This window comes from Anaeromyxobacter sp. (assembly GCA_016718565.1).
Classification (GTDB): domain Bacteria; phylum Myxococcota; class Myxococcia; order Myxococcales; family Anaeromyxobacteraceae; genus JADKCZ01.
This window is the reverse complement of record JADKCZ010000018.1, coordinates 191,044-215,123: the sequence shown is the minus strand read 5'-3', so window position 1 is coordinate 215,123 and position 24,080 is coordinate 191,044. Positions and strand designations below refer to the sequence as shown.

At 74.0% G+C, this 24,080-nt stretch carries 18 protein-coding genes and 2 pseudogenes; 11 read left to right on the top strand and 9 right to left on the bottom strand.

What is annotated here, in order from left to right; genetic code table 11:
* Positions 1-61: 61 nt before the first annotated feature.
* The gene (locus IPO09_20015) at positions 62-385 is read right to left on the bottom strand and encodes an FKBP-type peptidyl-prolyl cis-trans isomerase (protein ID MBK9519565.1); all 324 of its coding nucleotides are present in this window, start codon (positions 383-385) and stop codon (positions 62-64) included.
* Between the two features lie 53 nt (positions 386-438).
* Here IPO09_20015 and IPO09_20010 point away from each other — a divergent pair, with 53 nt between their 5' ends.
* From IPO09_20010 to IPO09_19970, 9 genes and pseudogenes are all read left to right on the top strand, one after another.
* Positions 439-675 carry a hypothetical protein gene (locus IPO09_20010; GenBank protein ID MBK9519564.1) on the top strand — a complete coding sequence of 79 codons (237 nt, stop codon included), beginning with the start codon at positions 439-441 and terminating at the stop codon, positions 673-675.
* 191 nt (positions 676-866) lie between these two features.
* Complete coding sequence (locus IPO09_20005; GenBank protein ID MBK9519563.1) at positions 867-2,489, top strand: fumarate hydratase; 1,623 nt, start codon at positions 867-869, stop codon at positions 2,487-2,489.
* Positions 2,490-2,699: 210 nt separating this feature from the next.
* Entirely contained in the window at positions 2,700-3,950 is a 1,251-nt protein-coding gene (locus tag IPO09_20000) for an efflux RND transporter periplasmic adaptor subunit (GenBank protein ID MBK9519562.1), read from the top strand.
* A gap of 56 nt (positions 3,951-4,006) precedes the next feature.
* Entirely contained in the window at positions 4,007-4,687 is a 681-nt protein-coding gene (locus tag IPO09_19995; GenBank protein MBK9519561.1) for an ABC transporter ATP-binding protein, read from the top strand.
* Positions 4,684-5,913, top strand: coding sequence for an ABC transporter permease (locus IPO09_19990; protein MBK9519560.1), 1,230 nt, complete (start codon positions 4,684-4,686; stop codon positions 5,911-5,913). The genes IPO09_19995 and IPO09_19990 overlap by 4 nt, the downstream gene beginning before the upstream one ends.
* Positions 5,910-7,229: a TolC family protein gene (locus IPO09_19985; GenBank protein MBK9519559.1), complete on the top strand. Its 1,320-nt coding sequence runs from the start codon at positions 5,910-5,912 to the stop codon at positions 7,227-7,229. Before IPO09_19990 ends, IPO09_19985 begins: the two co-directional genes overlap by 4 nt.
* Before the next feature lie 144 nt (positions 7,230-7,373).
* Entirely contained in the window at positions 7,374-7,586 is a 213-nt protein-coding gene (locus IPO09_19980) for a hypothetical protein (protein ID MBK9519558.1), read from the top strand.
* A gap of 229 nt (positions 7,587-7,815) precedes the next feature.
* Positions 7,816-8,992, top strand: a pseudogene (locus IPO09_19975) (acyltransferase).
* Complete coding sequence (locus tag IPO09_19970; protein ID MBK9519557.1) at positions 8,989-10,974, top strand: ABC-F family ATP-binding cassette domain-containing protein; 1,986 nt, start codon at positions 8,989-8,991, stop codon at positions 10,972-10,974. Before IPO09_19975 ends, IPO09_19970 begins: the two are co-directional and overlap by 4 nt.
* Positions 10,975-12,310: 1,336 nt before the next feature.
* Here the strand turns inward: IPO09_19970 and IPO09_19965 are convergent.
* Together IPO09_19965 and IPO09_19960 are read right to left on the bottom strand one after the other, a co-directional pair.
* Positions 12,311-12,661, bottom strand: a pseudogene (locus tag IPO09_19965) (DUF222 domain-containing protein).
* 446 nt (positions 12,662-13,107) lie between these two features.
* Complete coding sequence (locus IPO09_19960; protein MBK9519556.1) at positions 13,108-15,075, bottom strand: hypothetical protein; 1,968 nt, start codon at positions 15,073-15,075, stop codon at positions 13,108-13,110.
* Between the two features lie 107 nt (positions 15,076-15,182).
* On the opposite strand from IPO09_19960, the gene IPO09_19955 reads away from it, so the two are divergent.
* The gene (locus tag IPO09_19955) at positions 15,183-15,998 is read left to right on the top strand and encodes a uracil phosphoribosyltransferase (GenBank protein ID MBK9519555.1); all 816 of its coding nucleotides are present in this window, start codon (positions 15,183-15,185) and stop codon (positions 15,996-15,998) included.
* A 556-nt stretch (positions 15,999-16,554) separates the two neighbouring features.
* On the opposite strand, the gene uraA is transcribed toward IPO09_19955, so the two are convergent.
* Positions 16,555-17,838, bottom strand: coding sequence for a uracil permease (uraA, locus tag IPO09_19950; protein ID MBK9519554.1), 1,284 nt, complete (start codon positions 17,836-17,838; stop codon positions 16,555-16,557).
* Positions 17,839-17,932: 94 nt separating this feature from the next.
* The gene (locus IPO09_19945; protein MBK9519553.1) at positions 17,933-18,706 is read right to left on the bottom strand and encodes a DUF5020 family protein; all 774 of its coding nucleotides are present in this window, start codon (positions 18,704-18,706) and stop codon (positions 17,933-17,935) included.
* Positions 18,707-19,087: 381 nt separating this feature from the next.
* On the opposite strand from IPO09_19945, the gene IPO09_19940 reads away from it, so the two are divergent.
* Complete coding sequence (locus tag IPO09_19940) at positions 19,088-19,741, top strand: DTW domain-containing protein (GenBank protein MBK9519552.1); 654 nt, start codon at positions 19,088-19,090, stop codon at positions 19,739-19,741.
* On the opposite strand, the gene IPO09_19935 is transcribed toward IPO09_19940, so the two are convergent.
* From IPO09_19935 to IPO09_19920, 4 genes are all read right to left on the bottom strand, one after another.
* On the bottom strand, positions 19,702-21,492 hold the full coding sequence (locus IPO09_19935) for an AMP-binding protein (GenBank protein MBK9519551.1): 1,791 nt from the start codon (positions 21,490-21,492) through the stop codon (positions 19,702-19,704). The two genes, IPO09_19940 and IPO09_19935, sit on opposite strands and share 40 nt — an antisense overlap.
* Positions 21,493-21,630: 138 nt before the next feature.
* Positions 21,631-22,398, bottom strand: a complete 768-nt coding sequence (locus IPO09_19930) for an NYN domain-containing protein (GenBank protein MBK9519550.1) — start codon at positions 22,396-22,398, stop codon at positions 21,631-21,633.
* A 127-nt stretch (positions 22,399-22,525) separates the two neighbouring features.
* On the bottom strand, positions 22,526-23,419 hold the full coding sequence (locus IPO09_19925) for a hypothetical protein (protein ID MBK9519549.1): 894 nt from the start codon (positions 23,417-23,419) through the stop codon (positions 22,526-22,528).
* A gap of 102 nt (positions 23,420-23,521) precedes the next feature.
* On the bottom strand, positions 23,522-24,079 hold the full coding sequence (locus IPO09_19920) for a DUF1638 domain-containing protein (GenBank protein ID MBK9519548.1): 558 nt from the start codon (positions 24,077-24,079) through the stop codon (positions 23,522-23,524).
* Between the last annotated feature and the right edge of the window lies 1 nt (position 24,080).

Here is a 24,080-nt window from a genome sequence, read left to right as displayed (position 1 = left end):
CGCCAGGCGCGGCGGGATCGTCTCGGTCCACTCGGCTCCCGGGCGCGGCGAGGCCGCCGGCTCAGTAGACCGCCAGGAGCTGCACCTCGAACACCAGGGTGGCGCCGGGCGGGATGTCCGGCGGCGAGCCGGCCGCGCCGTAGGCCAGCTCGGGGGGCAGCGTGAGCTTGCGGGTGCCGCCCACCTTCATGCCGGCCACGCCGCGATCCCAGCCCTCGATGACCTCGCCGGCGCCCAGCTTGAACGAGAACGGGGCGCCGCCCACCGAGGAGTCGAACCGGGTGCCGTCGGTGAGCCAGCCGGTGTAGTGGACCTCCACCGTCTTGCCTCGCACGGCCTCCGGGCCCTTGCCCTTCACCAGGTCGTCCAGCGTCGGCTTGGCCATGTCAGCTCCGTCGAGAGGGGGGGAGGCGGCATGGTAGCCTCCGCGCCGCCCGCATGGAACTGCTCCTCGACAGGGGAAACCCGCTCCACTGGCTGGTCGTGCTGGTGCTGGCCGTGTCCGGCGCCGCCACGGTGTGGCTCGGCGTGGCCGACGGCCTGCTGCGCCGGCGGGTGCGCGCCTCCTCCGGCGACCTGACCGGCGCCGCGGCGGTGGCGGCCGGGGTGGCCTACCTGGCCTTCGGCGTGGTCGGGCTCCTGGGCGCCGCCTGGTTCGTGGCGGGCGGCCGGTAGGCGGCGGGCCGCACCCACCCCGGCGGGCCGGCCCCTGCCTCCCAGGGGCGGCGCGGCGCCGTCCAGACTGGACCGCTCCGCTCCGCTTTCGCCCGCGCGCCCCGCATGACACGGGCCGCGCCGGCGTGCTTTCATCCCGGTCCCGCAGGCGCACCACGAGCCCCCCTTCCCCCCGCCGGAGGAGCCAGACCATGGCCGACGCCCCGTTCCAGTTCCACGAGCCGTTCCCGCTCAGCAAGGACGAGACCGAGTACCGCCTCATCTCCAACGAGGGGGTCTCGGTGGGCGCCTTCGACGGGAAGGAGGTGCTCAAGGTGGAGCCCGCGGCGCTCACCCGCCTGGCCCGCGAGGCCATCCGCGAGTGCTCCTTCTTCCTGCGCAAGGCCCACAACGAGCAGGTGGCCAAGATCCTCTCCGACCCGGAGGCGTCGCAGAACGACAAGGGGGTGGCGCTGGCCTTCCTGCGCAACGCCGAGATCGCGGCGCGGGGCGAGCTGCCCATCTGCCAGGACACCGGCACCGCCACCGTGATGGGCAAGAAGGGGCAGCAGGTCTGGACCGGGGCGGACGACGAGGCCGCCCTCTCGCAGGGCATCTGGGAGACCTACCGCAAGGAGAACCTGCGGTACTCCCAGACCACGGCCCTCACCATGTACGAGGAGAAGAACACCGGCGACAACCTGCCGGCGCAGATCGACCTCTACGCGACCAAGGGCGCCGAGTACAAGTTCCTCTTCGTCACCAAGGGCGGCGGCTCGGCCAACAAGACCATGCTGTGGCAGGAGACCAAGGCGCTCCTCAACCCGGCCACCCTGGAGAAGTTCCTGGTGGAGAAGATGAAGTACCTGGGCACGGCGGCCTGCCCGCCCTACCACGTGGCGGTGGCCATCGGCGGCACCTCGGCCGAGGCCTGCCTGAAGACCGTCAAGCTGGCCTCCACCAAGTACTACGACGGGCTGCCCACCCAGGGCGGCGCCGCCGGCCAGGCCTTCCGGGACGTCGAGCTCGAGCAGAAGCTGCTCGAGGCGGCCAACAAGCTGGGCATCGGCGCCCAGTTCGGCGGCAAGTACTTCGCCCACGACGTGCGGGTGGTGCGGCTGCCGCGCCACGGCGCCTCCTGCCCGGTGGGCATGGGCGTCTCCTGCTCGGCCGACCGGAACATCAAGGCCAAGATCACCCGCGACGGGCTCTGGCTCGAGGACCTGGACCACGACCCGGGCCGGCTCATCCCGGCGGCCTACAAGACCGGCAAGCACGAGCACGGCGTGAAGGTGGACCTCAACCGGCCCATGAAGGAGATCCTGGCCGAGCTGGGCAAGCACCCGGTCTCCACCCCGCTCCTGCTCTCGGGCACGCTGGTGGTGGCCCGCGACATCGCCCACGCCAAGTTCAAGGAGCTGCTGGACGCCGGCAAGGGCCTGCCGCAGTACCTGAAGGACCACCCGGTCTACTACGCGGGCCCGGCCAAGACCCCGCCCGGCAAGCCCTCCGGCTCCTTCGGCCCCACCACGGCCGGCCGCATGGACTCGTACGTGGACCTGCTGCAGCAGCACGGCGCCTCCATGGTGATGATCGCCAAGGGCAACCGCTCGAAGCAGGTGACCGACGCCTGCCAGAAGTACGGCGGCTTCTACCTCGGCTCCATCGGCGGCCCGGCCGCCGTGCTGGCCGAGGAGAACATCAAGAAGGTGGAGGTCATCGACTTCCCCGAGCTGGGCATGGAGGCGGTCTGGCGCATCGAGGTGGTCAACTTCCCGGCCTTCATCCTGGTGGACGACAAGGGGAACGACTTCTTCAAGAAGCTGGGCGTCTAGGCGCCGGGGCGCCGGCCCGGCGGCGAACCGCCCCGGGCCGCGCCGGCTCCCACCCGCCAGGCCCCGCCGCCCACCCGGGCGGGCGGGGCCTTTCGCTTCACGTTCCTTCACGCTGCGGCAATCTGGCCGCCGCCCTGGCCCTCCATGTTCGGGCCTCGATCCCGGGGGCGCGGTAAGGATTGTCCCCGCCCACGCACCGCAGGAGCCGCCATGTCGAAGCGCACCACGATCCTCGCCGCCCTCGCCACCCTGGCGCTCGTCGCGGGCGCCGGCTGGGCCTGGCGGGGGAGCGGCCCGCCCAAGAGCGAGTACAAGCTCGAGACCGCCAGGGCGGAGCGCGGCCGCATCGTCGCCAAGGTGACCGCCACCGGCACGCTCTCGGCCATCGTCACCGTCCAGGTGGGCAGCCAGGTCTCCGGCCGCGTCTCGGCCCTGCACGCCGACTTCAACTCCCGGGTGGAGAAGGGCGCGCTCATCGCCGAGATCGACCCGCAGCTCTTCCAGGCCAGCGTCGAGCAGGCCAGGGCCAACCTGGCCGCGGCGCAGGGCAACCTGGCCAGGGCCAGGGCCCAGGCGGCCGACGCCCTCCGACAGGCCGCGCGGGCCCGCACCCTGGCGGACCGGCAGCTGGTGGCCACCGCCGACGCCGACACCGCCCAGTCCAACGCCGACGCGCTGGCGGCCGGCGTGCAGGCGGCCGAGGGGCAGGTGGCGCAGGCGCGGGCCTCGCTGAGCCAGGCCCAGGTCAACCTGGCCTACACCGCCATTCGCTCCCCGACCTCCGGCGTGGTCATCTCCCGCAACGTCGACGTGGGCCAGACGGTGGCGGCCTCGCTGCAGGCCCCCACCATCTTCGTCATCGCCGAGGACCTGGCCAAGATGCAGGTGGACACCAGCGTGGCCGAGGCCGACGTGGGGCGGCTCAAGGACGGCACGGCCGCGACCTTCACGGTGGACGCCTACCCCTCGGAGATCTTCCGCGGCACGGTGCGCCAGATCCGCAACTCGCCGCAGACCGTCCAGAACGTGGTCACCTACGACGCGGTCATCGACGTGGCCAACCCCGACCTCAAGCTCAAGCCGGGCATGACGGCCAACGTGACCTTCGTCTACGCCGAGAAGGAGGACGTGCTGAAGGTCCCCAACGCGGCGCTGCGGTTCAAGCCGCCGCCGGCGCTGCTCGGCGAGGGGGGCAGCGCCGGCGGCGCGGCCGGGGCCGGTCCCGACGCGGCCCGGGCCGGCGGCCGGCCGGCGGGCGGGCGCGGGCAGGAGACGCCCGACCGGCGCACCGTCTGGGTCCTCAAGGAGGGGAAGCCCTCGCCCATCCGCATCCGCACCGGCATCTCCGACGGCAGCGCCACCGAGGTGCTGGAGGGCGACCTGCAGGCCGGCGGCGAGGTGATCACCGACTCGGTCGGGCCCCCGTCCGGCATGGCCGCCGCCATGCGCCGCCCCCTCTAGGCGCCCCCATGTCCGCGCCGCTCATCCACCTGGAGGAGATCACCCGCGTCTACCGGATGGGCGACGTGGAGGTGCGCGCCCTGGCGGGCGTCAGCCTGGACCTCGCCGCCGGGGAGTTCACCGCCATCATGGGCGCCTCGGGCTCCGGCAAGTCGACCCTGATGAACCTGCTGGGCTGCCTGGACCGGCCCACCAGCGGGCGGTACGTGCTGGACGGGCAGGAGATCTCGCGCCTCGGGAACGACGAGCTGGCCGGCATCCGCAACCGGACCATCGGCTTCGTCTTCCAGAGCTTCAACCTGCTCTCCCGCACCAGCGCGCTCGAGAACGTCGAGCTGCCGCTCCTCTACGCCAACGTGGCGGGGGCCGAGCGCCACGCCCGGGCCAGGGAGGCGCTCGAGCGGGTCGGCCTGGGCGACCGCGTCGGCCACCACCCCAACCAGATGTCCGGCGGGCAGCAGCAGCGGGTGGCCATCGCCCGCGCCCTGGTGAACCGCCCCCCGGTGCTGCTGGCCGACGAGCCCACCGGCAACCTGGACTCGCGCACCAGCCAGGACGTCATGGCGCTCTTCCAGGCGCTGGGGCAGGGCGGCATCACCGTCATCCTGGTGACCCACGAGCCGGACATCGCCGCCTTCGCCAGCCGGGTCATCACCATGCGGGACGGGCTGGTGCGCTCCGACGTCCGGCAGCAGCCCAGGGCCGCCGCTGCGGGCGCGCCGGAGGCACACGCGTGAACTGGACCATGACGCTGCGGGTGGCGCTGCGCGCCCTGGCCCGCAACAAGATGCGCTCCTTCCTGACCACGCTCGGGGTGGTCATCGGCGTGGCGGCGGTGATCACCTCCGTGGCCATCGGGGACGGCGCCAAGGCGCGGGTGGAGGCCACCTTCGCCTCCATCGGCTCCAACATGCTCATCATCATGAACGGCTCCTCCAGCGGGGGCGGCGCCATGGGCGGCGCGGGCTCGATGCCCTCGCTCACCTGGGACGACCTGAAGGCCATCCAGTCGGAGCTCTCCGCCGTCAAGGACGCCGCCCCGGTGCTCCGCTCCTCCGCCCAGGTGATGTCGGAGGAGTCCAACTGGGCCACCTCGGTCCAGGGCACCTCCCCGGAGTTCCTCTCGGTCCGGGCCTGGCCGCTCGACCAGGGGAGCAACTTCAGCCAGTCGGACGTGGACGGGGGCCAGAAGGTGGCCATCCTCGGCCTGACGGTGGTGGAGAAGCTCTTCGGTCGGAACGCCAACCCGGTCGGGCAGGTGCTGCGCGTCAAGAACATCCCGTTCACGGTGGTCGGGGTGCTCGCCAGGAAGGGCCAGTCCCCCTTCGGCCAGGACCTGGACGACGTGGTGCTGGTGCCCTACACGACCTTCCAGCAGAAGATCCAGGGCGGCCTGAAGAACTACATCCCGGGGTCGCTCATGGCCAGCGCCCTGGGCGACGACGGCAACGTCCGGGCCCAGCAGCAGATCCGCGGGCTGCTGCGGGATCGCCACCGCCTGGCCCCCGGGGCCGACGACGACTTCACCATCCGCAACCCCTCCGAGATCGCCAGCGCCCAGCAGGCGGGCACCAGGATCATGACCAACCTCCTCTTCGGCATCGCCATCGTGTCGATGGTGGTGGGCGGCATCGGCATCATGAACATCATGCTGGTCTCGGTGACCGAGCGGACCCGCGAGATCGGCACCCGGATGGCGGTGGGGGCCCGGGCCCGCGACATCCAGCTCCAGTTCCTGACTGAGGCGGTGACCCTCTCGCTGGGCGGCGGGCTGGTCGGCGCCGGGCTCGGCGTGGGCATCGCCAAGCTGCTGGCCACCAGCATGGGCTTCTCCCTGCTGGTCCGCCCGGAGGCCATGCTCCTGGCGGTGGGCTGCTCGGCCCTGGTCGGCGTGGTCTTCGGGATCTGGCCCGCCTACAAGGCCTCCCGCCTCGACCCCATCACCGCCCTGAGGTTCGAATGAACGGTGCCTTGCTGCTGCTCCTCCTCGCCGCCACGCCGCCCGCGGCCGAGCTCGCGCCGGCGCTCCCGCCCGGGGCCGGCGCCGGGGCCGCCGCGGCCTCCCCATCCGGCGACCAGCCGCTCACCCTGGCGGTGGCGGAGGCCACCGCGCTGGCCAACCAGCCGGCCCTGCGGGCCGCCGCCGCCCAGGTGCGCGCCGCCCGGGCGCGGGTCGGTCAGGCCACCGCCGCCCTCCTGCCGCAGGCCTCGGCCACCGCCAGCGCCTTCCGCAGCGGCCCCGCGTCGGTCGCGCCGAGCGGCCTGGCCGGGACCTCCACCGACTACGCCCTGGGGCTGTCCGGCAGCCAGCTGCTCTTCGACGCCGGCAGCTGGTACCGCGCCTCGGCCGCCCGCGCCTCGGCCGGCGCCCAGGAGGAGACGGCCCGCGCCACCCGGCTGGCGGTGGTGCTGGAGGTGCGCTCGGCCTGGTTCCAGGCGGCCGCGGCCCGCGACCTGGTGGCGGTGGCCAGGGAGACCCTGGCCAACCGCGAGGCCCACCTCCGGCAGGTGTCCGGCTTCATCGAGGTGGGCACCCGGCCGGCCATCGACCTGGCCCAGGCCCGCGCCGATCGCGCCAACGCCGAGGTGCAGCGCATCACCGCCGAGACCGACCTGGCGGTGGCCCACGCGCGCCTCAACCTGGCCATGGGCGTCGACGGCGCCACCGACTACCCGCTGGCCGAGGCCGAGTTCCCGGCGCTGGACGGGGAGGAGGCGGCCCTGGCGGCCCTGCTGGCCGAGGCGCTGGCGGCCCGGCCGGACGTGGCGGCGCGGCAGCGGCAGCACCAGGCGCAGGAGGCCACCGTGAGGGCCACCACCGGCGACTTCCTGCCGTCGCTGGCCGCCTCGGGCCGGGTGGCGGAGGCCGGGCCGCAGGTGGACGCCACCAGCCGGAGCTGGAGCCTGGGGCTGACGCTGTCCTGGCCCTTCCTGGAGGGCGGCCGCACGCGCGCCCAGGCCGCCGAGGCGCGGGCCGGCCTGGAGGCGCTGGACGCCGGGGACGAGGCGCTCCGGCAGCAGGTCCGGCTGGAGCTGACCCAGGCCCAGCTGGCCGTGCGCTCCGCCCGGGCCTCGCTGGCGGCCAGCGGCGAGGTGGTGGCCAGCGCGCGCGAGCGGCTCAGGCTGGCCGAGGGGCGCTACCAGGCCGGGCTGGGCAGCGGGCTGGAGCTGTCCGACGCCCAGGTCGGCTTCACCGCGGCCGCCGCCCAGGAGGTCAAGGCCCGCTTCACGCTGGCCCTGGCCCGGGCCCAGCTGGCCACCGCGCTCGGCCGCGGCTGAGCGGCCTTCCGGCCCACCCCGGGGGCACCCTCCGCGGGGCGTGAACGGGGCGGAGCCCACCTGGAAGGGGCGCACAGGTCAACGGGGTGATACACCCTCCCCAGCGATCTCGCCGTCCCACTCGCCGGGCCATGGAGCTGCACCGTGAACGACACGTTTCGGGAGGTGAAGGACCGGATTCGGAAGCTCGACGCCGTGCTGGTGCAGGGCGGCAACTCCAACGTGGAGTTCGCCCAGGCGGTCTCGAAGGTGAGGCGGCTGGTCAAGAAGGGCGACCGGTCGCGCGAGCCCAGCCCCGAGATCCGCACCTCGCTCGACAAGGCCGAGGCCATCGGGCGGGGCATCCTGGCGACGTAGCGCGGCGCGCCCGGTGGGCGCGGTATCCTCCGCGGCCGTGGCGCGGCCAGGGCATCCCACCAGCGACAGCGATGGCGCACTCCCCGCGCCGGCCCCGGAGACGGTGGCCGGCGCGGCCGCCTTTCCGGCGCCCGACGACGCGGCCCGGGTGGAGGGCTGGGTCGCCGCCGGGGTCCCCGCCACAGCCGACCCGGCGGCCAGGGGGGCGCCGGAGTCCGCCTCCGCCCGGGTGGCCGCGGCGCTCGGCGGCACGCTGCACGGCCTCGACGGGCTGCGCGGCCTGGCCATCCTGGGCGTGCTGTGCGCCCACTTCCTCAACGCCTGGCCGGGCACCGGCACGCTCGACCGGGCCGCCATCACGGGGCTGGGGCTGGGCTGGGCCGGCGTGGACCTGTTCTTCGTGCTCTCCGGGCTGCTGATCACCGGCATCCTGGTGGACACGCTGGGCGCCCGGGGCTGGTGGTCGACCTTCCTGGTGCGGCGGGCCCTGCGCATCTTCCCCCTCTACTACCTGGCGCTGGCGCTCTTCGGCCTGCTGGGGCCGTCGCTCGGCCTCATCGACCCGTGGACCTTCGGCCGCTGGGGCTGGTGGTACTGGGCCTACCTCGGCAACTGGGCCTTCGCCTTCCAGCAGGTCATCCCGCCGCTCAGCCACTTCTGGTCGCTGGCGGTGGAGGAGCAGTTCTACCTGGCCTGGCCGCTGGTGGTGCTGGCGGCGCGCGGCCGGCGGCTGGCCTGGGTGGCGGGCGGGATCTTCCTGTGCGGGCCGCTGCTGCGCGCCTGGGTGGTGTACGGCACGGGCTGGCCGGTGGGCAGCGCCTACCGGGTGACGCCCGGCCGGCTGGACCAGCTGGCGCTGGGCGCGCTGCTGGCGGTGCTGCTGCGCGACCCGGCCCTGCGCCCGCGCCTGCTGCGCGCCTGGCCGTGGCTGGCGGCGGCGGGGGCGGCGGGCTTCCTGGCGCTCGGCCTGGCCAACGGCCCCTTCGACATGCACCGGGCGCCGCTGGAGCTCTGGAGCCACACCCTCCTCGGCCTGGCCTTCGCCGGGCCTGGTGGTGGCGGCGGTGGCGGGGGAGGGCACCGGCGCGGGGCTGCAGCGCCTGCTGCTCAGGCGCCCGCTCCAGGCCCTGGGGCGGTGGAGCTACGGCGTCTACGTCTTCCACTACTTCGTGCACCTGTGGGCGCTGGGCGCGCTGCGGGCCACGCCCTGGGGCGCCGGGCTGCTGGCCTCGCGGGCCGGCTACGCGCTGTACGCCGCCGCCGGCGCCGGGGCCAGCGTGGCGCTGGCGGCGCTGAGCTGGCGCCTGGTGGAGCGGCGCGCCCTGGCCCTGAAGCGCTTCTTCGTGGCGCGGCCGCCGGGGGCGCCACCCCGGGCCGGCCCCGCCGTGATAGGAAGCCGCCCGTGACGCTCCTCCACGCGGCCGGCCTCGGCCTCTCCTTCGGCAGCCGCACCGTCTTCGACGGCCTGACCTTCACCATCGAGGAGGGGGAGCGGGTCGGCCTGGTGGGCGTCAACGGCTCCGGCAAGTCGTCGCTCATGAAGATCCTGGCGCGGGCCGCCGAGCCCGATCACGGCGAGCTGCAGCTCAAGCGCGGCGCGGCGGTCACCTACCTGCCCCAGGAGCCGGTCTTCGACCCCGACGCCACGGTGGCCTCCGAGCTCGAGGTGGCGCGCGCCCCGCTCAAGGCGGCGCTCGACGCCCACGCCGCGCTCGGCGCCCGCCTGGCCACCGAGCGGGACGAGGGGCTCCACGACAAGCTCCTCTCCGACCTGGCGGCCCTCTCCGAGCGGGTGGAGCACCTGGGCGGCTGGGACACCGCCCACGAGGCGCGCACCCTGCTCGACCGGCTGGGCGTCAAGGACTGGGACCGCAAGGTCTCCGAGCTCTCCGGCGGGACCCGCAAGCGGGTGGCCATCGCGCGGGCCATCCTGGCGCGCCCGGACCTGCTCCTGCTCGACGAGCCCACCAACCACCTGGACGCCGACACGGTGGACTGGCTGGAGGAGGAGCTCGACGAGCACGCCGGGGCGCTCCTGCTGGTGACCCACGACCGGTACTTCCTCGACGACCTGGTCGACCGCATCCTGGAGATCACGCCGGGCAGCGGCGTCACCAGCTACCCCGGCAACTACGAGGCCTACCTGGAGCAGAAGCTGGTGGCCGAGGAGCAGGCCGGTCTCTCCCAGCACAAGCGCAACCGCTGGATCTCCCAGGAGGTGGCCTGGCTGCGGCGCGGGCCGGAGGCGCGCCGCACCAAGTCGAAGTCGCGCATCGAGCGGGCCCGCAAGCTGATGGCCGAGCAGGGCTTCGTGCGCCCCAAGGTGGCCGAGTTCCAGCTGGCCGCGCCGCCGCGCCTCTCGGCGGTGGTGCTGGAGGGCGAGGGGCTCACCAAGCGCTTCGGCGAGCGGACCGTGCTCGACGGCATCGACTTCCGGCTCAAGGCCGGCGAGCGGGTCGGGCTGGTCGGGCCGAACGGGGTGGGCAAGACCACCTTCCTCAAGGTGCTGCTCGGCGAGCTCCCGCCCGACGGTGGGGTGCTCACCACCGGCAAGAAGACCAAGGTGGCCTACTACGACCAGCAGCGGACCAGCCTGGACGGCGAGCAGACGGTCTACGAGTCGGCCGGCGGCGGCGCGCCGGGGTGGCACGGCGAGGACTTCATCGACGTGGGCGGGCGCCGGGTGGCGCTGCGGGACTACCTCGACGACCTGCTCTTCCCGCCCGCCATGCAGCGGCTGCAGGTGAAGGCCCTCTCCGGCGGCGAGCGGAACCGGCTGCTGCTGGCGCGCCTCTTCCTGGAGGGGGCCAACGTGCTGGTCCTCGACGAGCCGACCAACGACCTCGATCTCGTCACCCTGAACGTGCTGGAGCGGCTGCTCCTCGACTTCCAGGGGAGCGTGCTGCTGGTGACCCACGACCGGTACTTCCTCGACAAGGTGGCCACCGCCATCCTGGCCTTCGAGGGGGAAGGGAAGGCGACCCGGTGGGAGGGCAACTACGACCTCTACCGGCGGCTCAAGGGGCAGGCCGACCGGGCGGCGCTGGCGGAGGCGCGGGCGCCGGCGGCGCCGGCCAAGGTGGCGACCAAGGGCGGCGCGGCGACGGCGCCGCAGCCCGCGCCGGCGCCGGCCCGCAAGCCGGGCAAGCTCTCCTTCAAGGACCAGCGCGAGTACGAGGGGATCGAGGCGGCCATCCAGGCGGCCGAGGCGCGCAAGGCCACGCTGGAGGCCTCCATGGCCGACCCGGCCACTTACCAGAAGGGCGGCGCCGACTGGGCCAAGCTGCGCCGGGACTTCGACGAGGCGACCCACGAGGTGGAGCGGCTCTACGCCCGGTGGGAGGCGCTGGAGGCGCTCAAGGCGGGGACGGCTCCGGCGGATCGGTGAAGAGGTACGGGCGCGAGGCCGGGCCTCCTGGCTGGGGCACGTCGGCCTGCCGATTCTCGAACAACGGTTCCGGCCCGCTACCCTCCGGCCCGCGTCCGTCCGGCTAGGACCTGTCCGTCCCGCCCCCCACTGTCGCTGCCCCGGCCGTCCCGTCCCCCTCCGGTCCGGCCCCGTCTGGCCTGAACGCTTCAGGCCCAGGCGCTTCGGGCGCCCGAACGACCCACGCGGGGTGCGGGATGTGACGGCCATCGGGCGGAGGCGACCGGGGGCGCTTCGGCCGGTCCGCCATCCGCGCTTCACCAAGTTCGGCGCGGGCGGCCACCAGGTTGTGGGCTCGGCAGACCACCCGGAGGTTGTCGGCCGTATCAGGCCCGCCAAGCGCGACCGGCACGAGGTGATCGAGTTCGAGCCGTCGCCCCGAACCACAGACCCCTCCGCCGTCGGCGGGGAACTGGCACCGGTGGCCGTCTCGCGACCAGACCTCGCGGCGAATGGCGGCCGGGATGGCGCGGCGCCGGGAGGAGAACCTCGAGCCGACGGGGCGAGCATCAGGCTGAAAGGCAAGTGGGCGGGGCCCAGGCTCCTGGCCGAGAGGCATGGCCCGCGCCTCCGGGGCGGCCACCGCTTCGTTAGGCACCCCGGAGACAGGCGCCCCGCAGTCAGGCGCCCCGGAGTCAGGCGCCCCGGAGTCAGGCGCCCCGCAGTCAGGCACCCCGCGATCAGGCGTGGGCGCTGGGGCACCCGAGAGCGGAGCCTCGCCCGGCATCGCTCGGGGACGCTTCACCTCGCCGCGGCGCCGGGCCTGATTCTCCAGCAGGAGATCGAGGGCGGTCTCCAGCACCTCCTCCAGGGAAGCGCCTGGTCTCGAGTGGTCGAGCCCTCGCCTCGCCGCCCGGAGCTTCTCGAGGAACGTGGTCCTGACCGTCAGGTGGAGGCGGCGATGGTCGGCCGACAGTGGCTCCACGCTGCCGGGCGGGAGGGACGACGGGACAGCGGAGAAGCCGACGCTCGCGCTCTGCGCCAGCGGGTCCAGGGGCACACCTGCCGCACCGGCCGACCGAGCGTCGTGACCGGGGAAGGCGCCGCCCCCCGAAGCGCGGTGCTCGAAGCCGCTTCCCGACGCCAGCCTGAATGCCGAAGGGTGCCGCGGAGCGTCCTCCGGGAATTGGTCGCCACTCCTGCACGCCGCGGCCGGAGCGCTCGAGCCCGGAGCGCTCAGGTCCAGAGCGCTCAGGTCAGGCGAGGCGGGCAGGGGAGCCGCCACCGGGGCTTCGGGCGGCCTCGCCGACACCACGGCGAGTCGGGTGATGAGCTCCGGGCGCCTGGGCAGTTCCTTGGGCCGGAGGGACGCCACCACCTCCTTGGCCTCCCTGGATGAGAGGCCGAAGAAGCGAGGCAGCAGCTCGGCCTGGTTCTCGCGGGTGAGGACCTTGGCGACCTCGCCGGTCGAGGTGACGCAGAGCCGGCCGTCACGGAGGGCGGCCTCGACCTCCGGGAAGCCTGGGATGAGCCGGGCGGCCGAGAGCCGGGTGTAGGCGGTGGCCGGGGAGAGCCGGAGGTCCCGGGTGAGAAAAGCGAACAGGCTCCCGTGCCCGAGCGCCTCCCACCCACGCCGGCGATCGAACTCGGCCAGGGCGATGAGGAACTCCGCGGCGGCGGCCCGCTCTCGCGCGACGAGGGTGGTCAGGCCGTCGCGGAGATCCCGCGCCTCTTGGAGCGTGGCCGGCGGCGCGTCCAGCAGGGCACTCGGTTGTCCCCAAGGCGGGGAGGCCTCGGCGGCGCAGCAGAGCGCCAGCGAAGGCGCGGCGACCGGTGTGTCGGTCGGGAGCAGCGTGGAAGCGGTGAACCCAGGGCTCGAGGGTGCTGAGAACGCCCCCGGTGCTCTTGCACCGGAGGGGAGGGCGGGGACCGGGGCCCGAGCGCTCATGGACTCAGCGTCTCATGGGCATCTGACGGGGCGTGCGCGCCGTCCCCGCCGCGCGCCGCACATCCCTGCCTTCGGCCAGGGACTTCGGGCGCCCGAACAACACAAAGAGGTGCACTCGACTCAACCCCGACTGGCGGCGAGTCCTCCGCCGTCGTGGATCCCCTCCCTGTGCCCGCGTTCCTGGTCTGGGTGCTCGGGGTCGGCGCTCACCGCTCCTCCCAGATCGAGCTCGGTTGCACGGTCAGGTCCACCACCGGGTTCCCAACGATCCAGGTGCGACCGGCCAGGTCGTAGCCGTGGGTGATGACCCCCGAGTCGGGCGCGAGGCGGATCCGGCGCCACTGGCCCCCCGCGAGCTCCAGGAGGTCGATCTGCCGGCCGGAGGCCAGGTCTGCGGCCGGGCGCTCAAGCACCAGGCTCAGGCGCGAGCCGTCGGGGCCGGCGGCCAGGCTCCTCACAGGGGACAGGCCCATGCTCGTCCCTTCAGTCTCCGTGACCAGCACCGGTCCCCAGCCGCCGGGCCCGCGCCAGGCGGCCCTGATGGCGACGGTCGGCCAGGCCGCGACGCCGGCCGTCACGAGCGCCACCTGCCCGCCGCCCTGGACGAGCTCCGGGGCCGGGCCCGACACGGTCGAACCGTGGAACTCGGGCGGGGTCGGCTCGGTGACCCAGGCGCCACCCGGTGACCGCAGCGCCAGCAGGTCCTTCGGCCCGCCCACCACGGTCGCCGTCCCATCGGGGCCCACCGCCATGGAGGCGACGCCGAACAGGTCGAGTGGCGGGAGCGGTACCTCGGTGACCACCAGGACACCACCCACCTCCTCCGCATGGAGCAGCGGCCGGCGGTCTGGCGTCACGGCGCCGAGGGCCAGGAGCTGCGGCGCACCTGCGGCGTCGATCCCGAATGACACATTGGAGACGCCGTCGAGGTTGCCCAGGGAGGAGGAGCGCCAGCCGGAGCCATCGTGCCAGTCGTGCCAGACCGCGAACCCCTGCCCCTCGGGCGCCAGGGAGACGACGTGTGGCCGTCCGCCGGCGTCCAGCAGGAGCCCCGGCCAGGCGAGCGCCCGCCCGACCAGGAGGTGAGGGTCGAGGGCGCCCGTCGGGTGCACTAGGGCGTAAGGCGGCTGGCCCCTGGTGGGTACGATGCGCCAGGCGCCGCCGTCGCCCGAGCGCGCCAGCGCGACCGGGCCGCCCAGCGGCTCGGTCCGGGCGAACAGGGTGCTGGTAGGGCCGGCGAGCTCGAACGGCGGAAGCCCCACGGTGGGCAGGGCGCCATGCTGGACCGACAGCACCCCTGCGGCGGCGGCCTCCACGAAGTACCGGGCGCTGGGCCAGGGCGGCCACTCGGCATCGCTCCCGGCCTCGGCCGCGGCCGGCAGCAAGGCCACCGTCGTGCCGGTGGTCCTGCGGAGGAGGACCGCGGAGGCGGCGGCGCTCCGGTTGCGCCAGCTGAAGGTCGGTCCCCCGGCCTGCATCACCACCGAAAGCCCCTCCGGCTGCCGCAGCGGCACCAGGGATGGAGTCACCAGGCGGTCGGCGCTCCAGAACTCTCCCTTGCCGAACCGGAGCCGGTAGGTGAGCTGGGCGAGCTCGGGGTAGTCCTCGTCCAGGTGGCCAGAGAGCGGGAAGGCAACCGGCAGGGGCTCCCAGGCGCCGCCATCGGCCGACCGCTCCAGCAGGAGCGCGGTGGCGGCCGTCGAGGCGTTGGTCCAGGAGAGCGCGATCTGGCCGAACGGGCTGGCGGTGGCGGTGAAGCTGGAGGGGGGCCGAAGGCGGCGCAGGTAGGGCAGCACGGGGGTCCAGGCCGAGACCGCAGCGGTGGTGACGGCCCGGACCCGGAACTCGTACAGGGTGGCCTCCGGCGCGGCCGGCCCGAACTGGAGGACCACGCCGAAGGTGCCCGGCGGGGCATCCCTCGTGAGGACGTCGCCGAAGGGGCCCCCCGCGACGCGGGCCTGGAGCTCGAAGGTGCAGCTGGTGCAGCGCGGCTCCCAGGTGAGCTGGAGGGCGTCGAAGTCGCCCGACTCGAGGAGCGTGAAGGCCCCTGGGGCCTCGAGGTGGGGGGCCGCCCGGCAACCCGCCAGCGCGAGCGCGGCGAGGAGGCCCAGGCGGGTGAGGCGCCCGGAGCGCGCGGGGGAAGGGCGGACGCTGCCGGGGCGGGGCGTGATCATACGGTGGGTAAGGGTAGCAGGTCGCCCCTGGCGGGTGCAGTCACTTCGGACGTCCGAAGTGAAAACGGCCGTGCCACCCCGGCGCCCGGTTGTATGCTCCCGCGCCCATGCGTGACCGCGCCTACGAGACCATCCCCTACAAGACGAGCGAGCTCGAGCACCGCTACGGGCCCAACGTCCACATCCTGGCCAACCCGTTCCTGCTCGGCCACCTCACCACCCTCTGCTCCAAGGAGACCCACCAGCCGGCCATCAACCGGCTGGTCCGCATCCTCTACGAGGACCTGGTGCGCACCGTCATCGCCGCCGAGTTCCCGCGGCGCCGGGTCTCGGTGCCGACCCGCATGATCGACACCTCCCCGCGCGGCATCTTCGAGGGCGAGGTGGTGGACCGCTCGGTCCGGGTGGTCACGGTGAACATCGCCCGCGCCGGCGCCGTGCCGTCGCAGGTGGCCTACGACCTGCTCAACGAGACGGTCGACCCGTCGCTGGTGCGCCAGGACCACATCATCATGAGCCGCATGCTCGGCGACCACGACCAGGTGGTGGGGGCCGGCATCGGCGGCATGAAGATCGGCGGCGACGTGGACGGGGCCTTCCTGCTCTTCCCCGACCCCATGGGCGCCACCGGCGGCTCGCTGGCCACCGCCATCGACACCTACAAGAAGAAGGTGCCGGGCACGCCCAGGCGCATCATCAACATGCACCTGATCGTCACGCCCGAGTACCTGAAGACCATGACCACCGCCCACCCGGACGTGCTGGTCTACGCCCTGCGGGTGGACCGCGGCCTCTCGAACGCCGACGTGCTCGACACCGTGCCCGGCACCCGCTGGGACGAGGAGCGCGGGCTCGACGACCACCAGTACATCGTGCCGGGCGGCGGCGGCTTCGGCGAGATCATGAACAACGCGTTTGTCTAGCAGGCCGGGCCGCGCAGCGGCCCGGGCCCGATCACGCCCCGGGCAGGCAGCGCCAATTCCAGGCCAGCAAGGAACCCCCCACCGGCCGGGCCGCTGCGCGGCCCGGGCCCAATCACGCCCCGGGCAGGCAGCGCCAACTCCAGGCCAGCAAGGAACCCCAGCCGCACCCCCTCACCCCGGCCCTCTCCCCGGAGGGGAGAGGGAGACTCAACGGGGGGCTCACCATGCTCTGCTCCCTCTCCCCGGAGGGGAGAGGGTGCTCGTCCGCGGAGCCACGTGAGGCCCGCGGCGTTCTGCTCACCCTCTCCCCCAGCTTGCTGGGGGAGAGGGCCGGGGTGAGGGGGCACCTGCGTGCCCTCTCCCCGGAGGGGAGAGGGGTGGAGCGAGCTCCTCCAGAAGGACGACGGCCCGCCTGATCCGTGGGATCAAGCGGGCCGCGTGGACTTCTCTCGCCGCGCAAGCGCGGCTCGGGATAGCTCGCCGCGCCAGCGCGGCTCGGGATAGCTCGCCGCGCCAGCGCGGCTCGGGATAGCTCGCCGCGCCAGCGCGGCTCGGGTTAGGCCTTCGCCTTCGGCAGGATCAGGTTCAGCAGCACGCCCACGTAGGTCGCCAGCGACATCTCGCCGATCTCCGTCGCGCCGAAGTGGAGCTTGGCGCCGCCGATGCCGATCACCAGGATCACCGAGACGATGATCAGGTTCCGCTTCTGCGAGAAGTCGGTCTTGTCCTCCACCATCATGCGCACGCCGGCCGAGGCGATGATGCCGAAGAGCAGGATGCAGATGCCGCCCATGACGTGCACCGGGATGGAGCCGATGAGGGCGCCCACCTTCGGCAGGAAGGACATGGCGATGGCCATGACGGCCGCGCCGCCGATGACCCACACCGAGAAGACCCGGGTCACCGCCATCACGCCGATGTTCTCGCCGTAGGTGGTGTTGGGCGGGCCGCCCAGCAGGCCGGAGAAGACCACCGCGGCCCCGTCGCCGGCCAGCGAGCGGTGCAGGCCCGGGTCCTTCACCAGGTCGCGCCCGACCACGTTGTTGGTGACGATCAGGTGGCCGATGTGCTCGGTGATGACCACCAGCGAGATGGGGGCCATGAGGATCACGGCGCCCAGGTCGAAGCGGGGCAGGACGAAGTGCGGCACGGCGAAGAGGCCCGCCGAGGCCACGCCGCCCAGGTTCACCTGGCCGGCCAGCAGCGCCACCACGTAGCCGCCGATCACGCCGATCAGGATGGGGATGACGCCCAGGAAGCCGGTCAGGTACTGGGCCGCCAGGATGGCGATCACCAGGGCCACCATGGCCACCGCGAAGAAGTCCCCGCGGAAGAGCTTGGGGTCGAAGACGTTGGAGGCCACGCCGCTGCCGGTGGTGGCCATGGCCACCGCCACCTGCGCCAGGCCCAGGCCGATCACCATGACCACCGGGCCGATGACCACCGGCGGCAGCAGCTTGTTGATCCAGGCGGTGCCGAACTTGGCCACCGCGGCGGCCACCACCAGGTAGATCAGGCCCACCGCGATGCAGCCGCCCATGACGGTGGCGATCAGCTCGTCGCTGGCCGGCGTGCCGAAGGAGGCGTGGGTGATGGAAAGGATGGCCGCGATGAAGGCGAAGGAGGAGCCCAGGTAGGCCGGGATCTTGCCCTTGGTGATGAGGATGTAGAGCAGCGTGCCGACGCCGCTGGTGAAGAGGGTCACCGAGGGGTGCAGGCCCACCAGCAGGGGCACCAGCACGGTGGCGCCGAACATGGCGAAGAGGTGCTGCAGCGAGAGCGGGATGGACTGGAGCAGGGGGACCCGCTCCTCGATCTGGATGGTGCGCGGCGTGGACATGGAGGGAGGCTCCGGGGAGAGGTGGGGTGCCGACGCGAGAAGGCGGCCACCGGTTCTCACCGATGGCCGCCCGAGGTCGCTCAGCAGGTCGGCCCTACGGCACGAACTGCGTGAACGGCGTCCACTGGACCATGATCTGCGGGGCGGAGACGGTCTGGCTCTTGCCCGTGAAGTCCGTGAAGGAGTGCAGGTACCACTCGCAGCCCACGTGGAACTTGCCCGGGTTGCCGGCGAAGGCGCCGACGTCGAGCAGCAGCTCGGGCTGCGTCATCAGGTCCATGTCCCCGTCCTTGTTGGTGGTCAGGTCGAGGAAGCCGGTGAAGACCCACTTGGTCGGCCCGAGGGAGAACGGCACGTTCCACCAGGGGGAGATCTGGTAGGTGGCCTCGGCGAACTGGTCGTAGCGGTAGAAGACCGACAGGCCGGCCACCTGGAAGCCCGGGATGGCCATGTCCACGGTGCCGCCGGCCAGGTAGGCGTAGAACCCGCCGCCCTGGTTGATCTCGCCGGCCAGGCCCCAGTTCTTGATGAAGCCGCCGGACTCCATGCCGAGCACCTTGTTCAGGAACAGGCGGGGGTGCCACTCGCCGTAGGCGTTCGACTCGACCTCGGTGGCGCCGCCGTACTTGCCGCGCCCGAAGTCGACGAACAGGAAGTTATCGCCGTAGGCGAAGGTGCTGTAGTGGTTGACCGTGACCACCGTCAGCTTGTCGTCCGAGGTGGCGTTCGGGTCGTTGGAGTCGGACGTGAAGCCGTAGCCCTGGAGGAGCTGGAAGTTCGTGGTGCCGAACTCGGCCTGGGCGGCGGCGGGCGCGAGCAGGGCGGCGAGCGACAGGGCGGCGAAGAGATGAGCGAGACGCTTGGTCATGGAACCCCTCGGTTGGTGTGGAGCGGCGGCGCAACCTACCCAACGGGTCCGACGCTGTCACGGGACTTTCGCGGCCCCGCCATGACCTCGGCACAGGCGCCGGATGGGCAGGTGGGGCGATGTGGGGTAAACCTCGCGGCGTGAGTCCTCGTGCACGCGCAGCGGGCAGCTTCGGTCGGGCGCCCCGCGTGCTCGCCGGCCTGCGTCATCCCCGCCTCGCGCCTGCGACTCTGGGCTCAGGAGGGGGTCGCCCGTGGGTCCGCTGACCGCGCCGCGGGCTCGGCGCTGCCCGCGCCCCACGCAGCGGGGCGGCGGCGCGGAGGGCGGACCAGCCGACCGTGTACCCTGTTGGGTCTGCCCCGGCCGGGCGAGGGTGAGCCGGTGAGGGAGACCTGCCGGCGCTGCCTGCGCCCCACCGCGTTCTGCGTCTGCGAGCACCTGCCCCTCCTCGAGGCGCGCACCCAGGTGGTCATCCTGCAGCACCCGCGGGAGGCCCGCCTGGCCATCTGCTCGGCCTGGCTCTGCCACGCCGCCCTGGCCGGCTCGGAGCTGTACGCCACGGTCAAGCTCGACGAGCACCCCCGGGTGCGGGCGCTCTGCCAGGCGCCCGGCACCTGGCTCCTCTTCCCGGGGGAGGGCGCGGTGCCGGCGGCCTCGCTGGCTGGTGCGCCGCCGGCCGCGCTGATCGTCATCGACGCCACCTGGCCGCAGGCGGTCAAGCTCCTGCGGAAGAACCCGCGGGTGGCGGCGCTGCCGAGGCTGGCGCTGGCGCCGGGCACGGTGGCGCCCAGCGGCTACCAGGGGCTGCGCGAGGAGCCGGCCGAGGGGCATCTGGCCACCATCGACGCGGTGGCCGAGGCGCTGGGGGCGCTGGAGTCGGACCCGGCCCGCTTCGCCCCCATGCGCGCCGCCTTCCGGCTGGCGGTGGAGCGGCAGATCGCCTGCTCGCAGGACCAGCGGCGCACCCCGCGCCACCGCCCCGGCACCCCGCGCGCTCAGCGGGTGAAGAGCGCCGCCACCCGCGCGCCCAGGTAGGCCGCCACCGCGTCGCGCTTCAGCTTCAGCGTGGGGGTGATGAGGGTGGGGTGGTCCTGCGGCGTGCCCGGGATGACCAGCAACTTCTTGGGCAGCTCGTGGTCGGAGAAGGCGCCCAGGGCGGCGCGGGCCTGCGGCAGCAGCGCCTCGGCCGGCTCCAGGCCGGCGGCGGCCAGGCGGTCGAGCTCGGGCTGGGCCACGAAGACCGCCAGCGCCACGAAGGGGCGCCCCTCGCCGAGCAGCACCGCCCCCTCGAAGGGCGCGGTCGACGCCACCGCCGTCTCGATGGGCTCCGGCGCGATCTTCTTGCCGGTGGAGAGCACCATCAGGTTCTTCTTGCGGCCGGTGATCCAGAGCGCGCCGTCCGGGTCGAGGCGGGCCAGGTCGCCGGTCCGGTAGTAGCCGTCGGGGGTGAAGGCGCCCTCGCCGTCGGACGGCTCGAGGTAGCCGGTCAGGAGCAGCGGGCCGCGCACCTGCAGCTCGCCCTCGTCGGAGACCCGCACCTCGTGGTCCGGGGTGGTCAGCCCCACCGATCCGGCGCGGCGCGGGCCGTCGAACGGGTTCATGGAGACCAGCCCGGCCGTCTCGGTCATGCCGTACAGCTCCACGAAGGGCAGCCCCAGCCCCTCGAAGAAGCGGAAGAGCGCGCCGGAGGCGGGGGCGCCGCCGGAGAAGACCCCGCGCACCCGGCCGCCCAGGGCGGCGCGCAGCTTCTTGCCCACGGTGGCGTCGGCCACCCCGGTCAGCAGCCGATCGAGGGCGCCGCCCCCGCCGTCCACCCGCACCCGCGCCGCCGCCCGCAGCGAGGCCTCCACCAGCGAGCGCACCGGGCCGGGCAGCGCCGCCACCTTGGCCAGGGCCTGGGCGCGCATCCGCTCGTAGACCAGGGGCACCGAGAAGACGTAGGTGCAGCCCAGCGCCAGGGCCCGCGGCACGTCCTCCTTGCGGGCGATCGCGGCCAGCCCGTGGCCCTGGGCCATGGCCAGGAAGAACTGGTCGTGGCCGGCCACGTGGCCGAAGGGGAGCAGCGCCAGGCCGAGGTCGTTCTCGGTGGTCTTCACCCCGGCGGCGCCGCAGTCCACCGCGTGCACGATGGAGCGCTGGCAGAGCCGCACCCCCTTCTGGCGCCCGGTGGTGCCGCTGGTGAAGAGCAGCAGGAAGGGGTCCTCCTGGCCCACCGCGGCGGCCAGGCGCGTCAGCTCCTCGACCGGCAGCGCCTCGGCCGCCGCGCCGAGGGCGCGATCGCCGAAGGCCAGCAGCAGGCCGGGCGGCACCTCGTCCGGGGCCAGCGGCTCCAGCGAGAGCACGGCGCGCAGGCCGGCCTCGGTGAGCTCGGCGGTGGCCGGCGCCAGCTTGCGCCACTGCGCCAGGCCGGAGACGAAGATGGCCTTGGGGCGCACCCGCCGGGCGATCTCCTCGGCGGGACCGGCCGCCAGGCTGGAGAAGAGGGCGGCCGGCTCGGCGCGCAGCGCCATGGCCGCCAGGGCGAAGGCCGGCCACTCCGGCGAGTTCTCGGCCAGCAGCAGCACCCGGTCGCCCGGGCCCACCTCGGCGGCGCGCAGGAAGGCGGCGGCGCGGCGCACCAGGGTGAGGAAGGCGCCGTAGCTCACCTCGCGCGGGGGCGCGTCGGCCGGCGCGGCGGGGTCGAAGAACGCCAGGAAGCGGCGCTCTGGCACCCGCGCGGCGGTGCGGCAGAGCTGGGCGGGGAGGGTGCGGTCCGGGAACCGGAAGACGGGGAGACGAGGGATCATGTCGGGGGTGCGCTCCGCGTCCGAGTGTCGGCCCCGCCCGTCACCGGCGTGTCACGGCGGGCGGCCGCCTTCACCAGTGGTGTCGGTCCCCGACGGCGTGGGTGCGCGGCGCGCCACCCATCCGCGACCCGGGGACCCTCAGGCCTGCTCGGCGGGGGGCAGCACGTACCACTGCCCCTTGGCGCCCTGCTCGCGCCGCAGGAGCCCCTCGGTCTCCATGGCCTCGAGCAGCCGGGAGAAGGAGGAGAAGCCGTGGTCGCGCTCGTCGAAGTCCGGCTCGCGCCGCACGATGGCGGCCTTGATGGCCGAGGGGTTCACCGGCCCGGCGGCCTTGCCGAGGATGGCGGCGGCCGACTCGCGGGCGATCTCCGGGATGACCTTGGCCTTCACCGGCTCGTGCTTGTCCTTGGCGGCCGGGGCGGCGTCGCGCCGCTTCTGGCCGGGGGCCCGCAGGTAGATGAACTCGTCGCAGGCCTTCACGAAGAGGGGGCTGGTGGCCTCCTTGACGGCCATGCCGATGACGGTGCGGTCGTTCTCGCGCAGCTTGTAGGCCAGCGGGCAGAAGTCGGAGTCGCCCGAGGCCAGCACGAAGGTGTCGATGTGCTCGCGCAGGTAGCAGAGCTCCAGCGCGTCGATGACCAGGCGGACGTCGGCGCCGTTCTTGCCGGCCCGGGTGGAGGGCGGCACGTCGATCAGCTCGACGCCCTTGTCGTGCAGCCGCTGGGTGGCCGCGGCGAAGCGGGTCCAGTCGGCGTAGGCGCGGCGGAAGACCACCTTGCCCTTCTCCAGCAACGTGTCCAGCGCCGGCTGCAGGTCGAAGGTGTCGGCCGAGTGCCCGGTGCGGGTCACCAGGTTCTCGAAGTCGATGAAGAGGGCGATGCGCTGGTCGTTCTGGTCGCGCTTCACGGCGCCTCCGGAGCAGGGGTTCGAAGGGCCGCAGGTGGCCGTTCTGCGGCGCACCGTGACAGGGGAGGCGAAACGGCGCAAGCAATCGGCCGGCTCGGAGGCCGTGAGGGGACTCCTCTCCGGCCGCTCAGGCCTGCCCGCCGGGCGGCGGCTCGTCGATGAGCTCGGTGTAGCAGGCCTCGCACATGCCGTGCGAGAAGCGCGCCTCGCTGTGGCGCGCCACGTAGGCCTCGAGCGGCTCCCAGCCGCGCTGCTCGTCCTTGATCTTCTTGCAGTAGGCGCAGACGCGCAGCAGCCCCCGCAGCTGGGCCAGCTCGGCGCCCTGCCGGGCGATGACCAGGCGGGCCCGCTCGGCGCGGTCGTGGGCGCGGGCCAGCACCACCGAGAGGGCGAACCCCAGGCCGGCCACGGTGAGGGCGTTGACCTGCGCCGAGGCCCGGGCGTCGGCCTGCGGCTGGTAGGCGGCCACCGTGGCCACCACCGCGGCGAGCCCGGCGCCCTGCACCAGCGCGGCCTGCCCCACCGTCAGCCGGAACAGCGTGGCCATGCCGAAGGCGCAGGCCAGGTAGGGGGTGATGGCGGAGGTGACGAGCTGGTCCACCCCGGCGAACCAGGCGCCCGCCAGCACGCCGTAGAGCGACATGACCACCGGCAGCGCGGTGTGCCAGGGGCGCCGCGTCACGGGCGTCCGCGCCACCAGCCAGGCGCCGAGGGCGAGCGGCAGGAGCGAGAGCAGGAGCCCCGCGTGGCTCAGGTGCAGCACCTGGCGCCACAGCGCCCGGTCCGGCGAGAGCCCCTCGCCGCCGGCGGGGAAGGCGACGTAGATGGCGGCGACCACCGGCAGCATGATGGCCGCGGTGGGCTGCACCCGCCGCAGGTTGAGCGCCAGCCTGGCCTCGGCGACCGCGGCCTCGTCGTCCCGGGCCGGCTCCGCCCCTGGCGCGGGACCCTGGCCCGAGGTGCGGTCCGCGGCGGGGCTCGCTGCCATGGCCTGGGCGGCGGCGCTGGGAGGGGGGCTCACGGCAGGCACCATCCCCTGTCCGGGGGCCGACGGGTAGCGAAAAGGGGGCCGCCCGGCCTGGCGGTGCGCGCCGGCGACGGGAGGGGAGTGCTGCCAGGCCCGTCAGGCCACGCCGGGATCGCGCCGCGCCTCGTCCACCTGCGCCTCGAGCCGCAGCCGCAGCTCGTCGAGCCCCACCGGCAGGGTCCGGTGCGGCAGCCCGACGTGCGCCGCGAAGGCGCCGAGCTCGGCGGCGCCGTCCGCCGCCACGCCGGTGTCGAGCAGCACCACCTCGTGGGAGGCCTCGCCGTAGAGGGCCCGGGCGGTCTCCTGGTCGAGCCCCATGTCGGCCAGGTGGCGCCGCCAGTGGCGCAGCCAGCCGGGCGTGACCAGGTGTGACCCGCCCGAGAGCAGGTCGTCCACCAGCGGGGCGCTGGCGAGCAGGTGGAAGCAGGTGGGCGGCCCGCCGCGTGCCAGCCCTGCGCAGAGCGAGGCCAGCACCACCAGGGGACGGCGCGGCGTCCCGGCCTCCGCCAGCGCGGCGGGGGCCGGCGTCGGGGCCGGTGTGGGCCGCGGGCCCGGCGGCAGGCAGGCGCAGGTGAGGCCGCCCAGGCGGACCCGCAGGCCGAGCGCGCGACCCACCGCTTCCACCTCCTCCTGCAGGAGGGGGCAGGTGAGCACC